6 protein-coding genes are annotated in these 6253 nt (G+C 72.0%); all 6 read left to right on the forward strand.

What is annotated here, in order from left to right; translation table 11 throughout:
• The first annotated feature begins 46 nt into the window (after positions 1-46).
• On the forward strand, positions 47-688 hold the full coding sequence (gene ruvA, locus SACPADRAFT_RS0211190) for a Holliday junction branch migration protein RuvA (RefSeq protein WP_007026035.1): 642 nt from the start codon (positions 47-49) through the stop codon (positions 686-688).
• Positions 689-839: 151 nt separating this feature from the next.
• Positions 840-1865: a Holliday junction branch migration DNA helicase RuvB gene (gene ruvB, locus SACPADRAFT_RS0211195; protein WP_051442443.1), complete on the forward strand. Its 1026-nt coding sequence runs from the start codon at positions 840-842 to the stop codon at positions 1863-1865.
• A 241-nt stretch (positions 1866-2106) separates the two neighbouring features.
• On the forward strand, positions 2107-2523 hold the full coding sequence (yajC, locus tag SACPADRAFT_RS0211200) for a preprotein translocase subunit YajC (RefSeq protein ID WP_007026033.1): 417 nt from the start codon (positions 2107-2109) through the stop codon (positions 2521-2523).
• A gap of 181 nt (positions 2524-2704) precedes the next feature.
• On the forward strand, positions 2705-4477 hold the full coding sequence (gene secD, locus SACPADRAFT_RS0211205) for a protein translocase subunit SecD (protein ID WP_007026032.1): 1773 nt from the start codon (positions 2705-2707) through the stop codon (positions 4475-4477).
• 1 nt (position 4478) lies between these two features.
• Positions 4479-5783 (forward strand): protein translocase subunit SecF, encoded by a 1305-nt coding sequence (secF, locus tag SACPADRAFT_RS0211210; RefSeq protein WP_007026031.1) that lies wholly within the window; start codon positions 4479-4481, stop codon positions 5781-5783.
• On the forward strand, positions 5780-6253 hold a 474-nt coding region (locus SACPADRAFT_RS0211215), incomplete at its 3' end, for an adenine phosphoribosyltransferase (RefSeq protein WP_007026030.1). The genes secF and SACPADRAFT_RS0211215, both read left to right, overlap by 4 nt.

Consider the following 6253-nt stretch of genomic DNA (forward strand, 5'->3'; position numbering starts at 1 on the left):
GCGGGGCGCGGCCCGGGGCCGGCCCTCCGACGACGGGAGCCACGTCATGATCTCTTCGCTGCGCGGTGAGGTGCTCTCCGTCGGGCTCGACCACGCGGTGGTCGAGGTCGGCGGCGTGGGTCTGGCGGTGCAGGCCGTCCCGTCCACGCTCGGCACGCTGCGGACGGGTGAGCGGGCGCACCTGCACACCACCCTGGTCGTGCGGGAGGACTCGCTGACTCTGTACGGGTTCGCCGACGAGGAGTCCCGCGAGCTGTTCGGACTGCTGCAGACCGTCTCCGGCGTCGGCCCCCGGCTGGCGTTGGCCGCGCTCGCCGTACTCGAACCCGACAAGCTGCGCACCGCGCTGGCCGAGGGCAACCTCACCGTGCTCACCCAGGTCCCCGGCATCGGCCGCAAGGGCGCCGAGCGGTTGTCCATCGAACTGCGGGACAAGGTGGCCGCGCTCGCCGGGGCCGACGGACCCACCGAGGGTGCCGCCGGTGCCGACGGTGCGGCCGTGGCGGATCCCGGGGCGGGTGCCGCGGCCCGGGCCGACGTCGTGACCGACGTGGTCCGGGCGCTGGTCGGGCTCGGGTTCCCCGCGAAGCAGGCGGAACAGGCCGTGGAGCGGGTCGTGGCCGACGAGCCGGGCGACACGTCCCGGGTGTTGCGGGCCGCGCTGGCGTCGTTGGGCAGGAAGAGCTGAGCCGGTCCGAGGTGTGTCCGGCGTGAGCTGCGATCGGGGGAATGGCGTGCACGAGGACCCGAGGTCCGGCCCCGGGTGGGCCGCCCCGCCGTCCGGACCGGGCGAGGTCGCACCGGACGGGCACCCCGGTGCGGAGGGGGAGGACGGGCCGCTGTCCGCGGTCGCGCACACGGGGGAGCGGGAGATCGAAACCGCGTTGCGCCCGCGCAGGCTCGCCGACTTCGTCGGACAGCCGAGGGTCCGGGAGCAGCTGGAGCTGGTGCTGCACAGCGCCCGCAGGCGTGGTGTCCCGCCCGACCACGTGCTGTTGTCCGGCCCGCCGGGCCTGGGCAAGACCAGCATGGCCATGATCATGGCGGCGGAACTCGACACCGCCATCCGGGTCACGTCCGGGCCCGCGCTGGAGCGTGCGGGCGACCTCGCGGCGATGCTGTCCAACCTCACCGAGGGTGAGGTGCTGTTCATCGACGAGATCCACCGCATCGCGCGCCCCGCCGAGGAGATGCTCTACCTCGCGATGGAGGATTTCCGCGTCGACGTGGTCGTCGGCAAGGGACCCGGGGCCACCAGCATCCCGCTCGAGATCGCGCCGTTCACCCTGGTGGGCGCCACCACGCGGTCCGGTTCGCTGACCGGCCCCCTGCGGGACCGGTTCGGGTTCACCGGACAGATGGAGTTCTACGCGCCCGCCGAACTCGAGCAGGTCGTCGCCCGGTCGGCGGAGATCCTCGGCATCCCGGTGGACGAACAGGGCCGCGCGGAGATCGCCCGGCGCTCGCGCGGCACCCCCCGGATCGCCAACCGGCTGCTGCGGCGGGTCCGCGACTACGCTGAGGTCCGTGCCGACGGCCGGGGGACGCTCCCGGTCGTGCGGGCCGCACTCGAGGTCTACGACGTGGACGAACTCGGTCTCGACCGGCTGGACCGGGCGGTGCTGGAGGCGCTCGTGGGTTCCTTCGGCGGTGGCCCGGTCGGGGTGTCCACGCTCGCGGTCGCGGTGGGCGAGGAACCGACCACCGTGGAAGAGGTGTGTGAGCCGTATCTCGTGCGGGCGGGTATGCTCGCCCGCACGCCCCGTGGCCGGGTCGCCACCACCCTCGCGTGGGAGCACCTCGGACTCCCGCCTCCCGCTCCGGCGGGAGGGGTTGACCCCGGTTCGCCGACCCTGTTCGACTGAGCACGTCGGTTGCGCGCACGGCGCTCGCTGGCTCCGCGCGCGGCGACGCCCGGGCGACGGTGACCGGCGAGCGGGTCACCGGGCAGGGCCGAGCGGAACGGTGTCGACGGACGGGCACCGAGGTGTGCGCCACCGGTGCTCGACCTCGCGGCCGCGGCTGGCACACTCGAAGACAGCACATCCGGACAAACTGGGACGTCCCGGCCGGAGCCACCGGGCGGCGTCCGTCGAATGGAGAACCATGGACGGCCTCATCCTGCCGCTTCTGCTGATGCTCGTCGTCGCGTTGCCGCTCGTCATGGCTTCGCGCAAGCAGAAGAAGGCCATGGCCGAGCAGCAGGAACTGCAGAACAGCCTGGACGAGGGCGATCGGGTGATGACCACCTCCGGGCTGTACGCGACCGTGGTCGACGCGAGTGACGAGAGCACCATCGACCTGGAGATCGCCGAGGGCGTGGTGACCACCTGGCTGCGCCAGGCCGTGCGGGAGCGGATCAACCCGGTCACCGACGACGAGGAGGACACCGACGACGCCGCGGAGGCGGACGTGACGGACTCCGCCACCTCCGACGACTCCACCGAGGTGGCCGCCGGGGACACGGAGAGCGAGCGTTCCGGTGCGCAGGTCGCCCCGCCGCTGGAGCACGGCAAGAAGTAGCCCGGGCACGGGCGGGCCGACACCGGGGTTCCCCTCGGTGCCCGGCCCGGTCCGGTCCGTGCGCACGGCACCGAGTAGGGTCTCGGTGCCGTACGTGTTCGCCGACCGCACACCTGTGGCGGGCGGCGGCGTGCGCGCCGACCCGTAAGCCGCCGAGCCAGTTCGAGGAGAGCGACCGACCGTGGCACCTCCGGCCGGGCAGTTCCGCCCGGGACGATACTTCGCGTTCTTCATCGCGATCGCCGCAGCGCTGTATTCCCTGGTGTTCTTCACCGGGGGCGGCGATCCGACACCGAAGCTCGGGATCGACCTGAAGGGCGGCACCCGGGTCACCCTCACGGCGCGGACCCCGGACGGCTCGGACCCGTCGCGGGACCAGCTCCAGCAGGCGCGGGAGATCATCCAGAACCGCGTCAACGGGATCGGGGTCAGCGGCGCCGAGGTGGTGCTCGACGGCAGCAACGTCGTCATCACCGTGCCCGGTCAGGAGGGCGAGCAGGCCAAGACGCTCGGCCAGACCGCGAAGCTCGGCATCCGCAAGGTGATCGCCGTCCAGCCCGCCGGGGCGGCCCCGGGGCAGCAGCAGGGCCAGCAGCAGCCCGGCGAGGGCACCGGCGAGCAGGGTGGTCCGGGCGACCCCGCCACGGAGCCTCCCGCCACGGAGCCTCCCGCAGGGGAGGGGTCCGCCGGCACACCGGACTCCGGGGAGTCGGCGCCCGCCTCCGCCGGTGGCGGCTCGGCGCCGGCGGCACGGCAGCAGGATGACGGGAACGGCGGCGACACCGACGAGGTCGCGCAGCGCATCCAGCAGGCCAAGCAGGTGCGGCAGAATCCCGATCTGGTCCCCGCGGACCCGAGCGACCAGCGGGAGGTGCAGGCCGCGCAGATGGCCCAGCAGCGGGCGATGAACCAGCTCAGCTGCGCGCCGGGGCAGATCGACCCGCTGACGGGCAACGACGACCCCGACCGGCCGCTGGTGGCCTGCGGCGACGACGGCGCCCAGAAGTACGTGCTCGGCCCGGTGTTCCTGCCGGGGACCCAGATCGAGACCGCGTCGGCGGTCTACGACAGCCAGCAGGGCAACGGCTGGGTCGTGAACCTCTCGTTCAACGACCGGGGTGGCCGCACCTGGGCCGACTTCACCTCCGCCAACGTCGGCGAGCGGGCCGCGTTCGTGCTGGACACCGAGGTCGTGTCCGCGCCCAGCATCAACCAGGCGATCGCGGGCGGCGACACCCAGATCTACGGCGACTTCGGCCAGGCCGAGGCGCAGAACCTCGCGGACGTGCTCAAGTACGGGTCGCTGCCGTTGTCGTTCGACTCGTCCGACGCCACCACCGTGTCGGCCACGCTCGGCCTGGCCACCCTGGAGGCGGGACTGATCGCCGGGGCGGTGGGCCTCGCGCTGGTGTTCGTCTACTGCCTGTTCTACTACCGCATCCTCGGCGTGCTGACGGTGTTGTCGCTGGCGCTCTCGGCGATGATCATTTACGCGGTGCTGGTGCTGCTCGGCCGGTGGATCGGGTACACCCTGGACATCGCGGGCGTCGTCGGCTTCATCGTCGCGATCGGGGTCACCGCCGACTCGTTCGTGGTGTACTTCGAACGTCTCAAGGACGAGATGCGGGAGGGCAGAACCTTCCGCTCGGCGGTGCCGCGCGGCTGGGTCAAGGCGCGGCGCACGATCCTCGCCTCGGACGCGGTCATGTTCCTCGCCGCTGTCGTGCTCTACGTGCTCGCCGTCGGTGAGGTGAAGGGCTTCGCGTTCACCCTGGGACTGTCCACGGTGCTCGACCTGATCGTCGTCTTCCTCATCACGCATCCGCTGGTGGCGCTGGTGGCGAAGTCGAAGAAGCTGTCGAGTCCGCGGCTGTCCGGGCTGGGAGCGGTGCAGCGGATCGGTTCGGACAGGCGTACCGCGAACCGTCTCGGCACGGCCGTGAAGGAGGCCTGACGTGGAGCAGCAGGGAGAGCGGAACGTGGACGCGGCCGGAGCCGGGGGCGACACGGCCGGAGCCGGGACCAACGCCGTGGGCGAGTCGCGGACCGAGGGGTCGGTGCTGCAGCGGCTCTACACCGGTACCGGGGCGTTCGACATCGTCGGTCACCGCAGGCGCTGGTTCCTGGCCTTCGGGGCGCTGCTGCTGGTCTGTGCCGCCTCGATCGGGCTGAAGGGCTTCAACTTCGGCATCGAGTTCGAGGGCGGCACCCAGATCCAGATGCCCGCCGTCGGGGCGGACGGCCCGATCACCACCGACGAGGCGTCGGACGCCTTCGCGGACGCGCTGGGCAGCAACCCCTCGGAGACGCAACAGGTCGGCGTCGGGGACGCCGCCTCGATCCAGATCCGCTCCGAGTCGCTCGACCCGGCCGAGGTGGCCGAGGTCAAGCAGGTGCTGTTCGAGCAACTGCAGCCACTCGGGGCGAACGGGCAGCCGACCGAGCAGGTGATCAGTGACAGTGCGGTGAGTGCGTCCTGGGGCGGGGAGATCTCCCAACAGGCGCTGATCGCGCTGGCCGTGTTCCTGGTGCTGGTGACGATCTTCCTCGTCATCTACTTCGAGAAGTGGATGGCCGTGGCCGCGCTGGTCGCGCTGCTGCACGACGTCGTCGTCACCGCGGGCGTGTACTCGCTCGTCGGGTTCGAGGTGAGCCCGGCGACGGCGATCGGGCTGCTGACGATCCTCGGCTACTCGCTGTACGACACGGTCGTGGTGTTCGACAAGGTGAAGGAGAACACCCGCGGCCTGCTCAACCTGACGCGGCGCACCTACGCCGAGGCGGCCAACCTCGCGCTGAACCAGACCCTGATGCGCTCGATCAACACCTCGTTGATCACGCTGCTGCCGGTGGTGGGGCTGCTCGTGATCGGCTACATCCTGCTCGGTTCCGGGACGCTGCAGGACCTCGGCCTGGTCCTGATGACCGGGCTGATCGCCGGGACGTTCTCCTCGATCCTGCTGGCCACGCCGATCCTGGTCGAGGGCAAGATGCGGAACCCGACCTACATCAAGCACGCCGAGAAGGTGCGGGCACGGCGCGAGCACCAGGCCCGTAAGCTCAACGGGTCGGCCCCGGGGGCCGCCGACGGGGCCGATTTCGACCCCGGTGACGACGAGTCGTTGTCCGCGGAGCTGCGCCGGGAGAAGGCGCTCTCCGCGGCGGCCAGTGTGCCCGACCGGCACCCGAAGGCCCGACGGGGTGAACGTACGTCCGGCCGACGCGGATCGGCCCGGCCGACAGGAAAGCGGAAACGGTGAACGCGAGGAAACTCGACGAGGCACTGGACCTGATCGCCGAGATCCCGGACTTCCCCGAACCGGGGGTGCTGTTCCGGGACCTCACCCCGCTGTTCGGGGATCCCGAGGCGTTCGCGCTGGTGATCGACGCTCTGGGGGACGCGGTCGGGGACGTCGACCGGCTCGCGGCCGTGGAGGCCCGGGGGTTCGTCCTCGCCGCGGCGCTGGGCTACGCACGCGGGCTCGGCGTGGCGCTGGTCCGCAAGCCCGGCAAGCTCCCGCAGGTGGCGGGCCGTGTCGACTACGCACTGGAGTACGGCAAGGCGACCCTGGAGCTGCCCGCCGGGTCGGTGCGCGCCGGGGAGCGGGTCGCGGTGGTCGACGACGTGCTGGCCACCGGCGGCACGGTCGCCGCGACCACCGAACTCCTGCGCTCGGAGGGCGCGGAGGTCACCGGCGTGTCGGTGGTGCTGGAGCTGTCCCGGCTGGAC

Origin of the sequence: Saccharomonospora iraqiensis subsp. paurometabolica YIM 90007 (genome assembly GCF_000231035.2) — a bacterium.
Taxonomy (GTDB): domain Bacteria; phylum Actinomycetota; class Actinomycetes; order Mycobacteriales; family Pseudonocardiaceae; genus Saccharomonospora; species Saccharomonospora paurometabolica.

Excerpts from the sequence above, each read along its gene's own strand:
- ruvA (WP_007026035.1), top strand. The coding sequence starts at position 47 with ATGATCTCTTCGCTGCGCGGTGAGGTGCTCTCCGTCGGGCTCGACCAC.
- yajC (WP_007026033.1), top strand. The coding sequence starts at position 2,107 with ATGGACGGCCTCATCCTGCCGCTTCTGCTGATGCTCGTCGTCGCGTTG.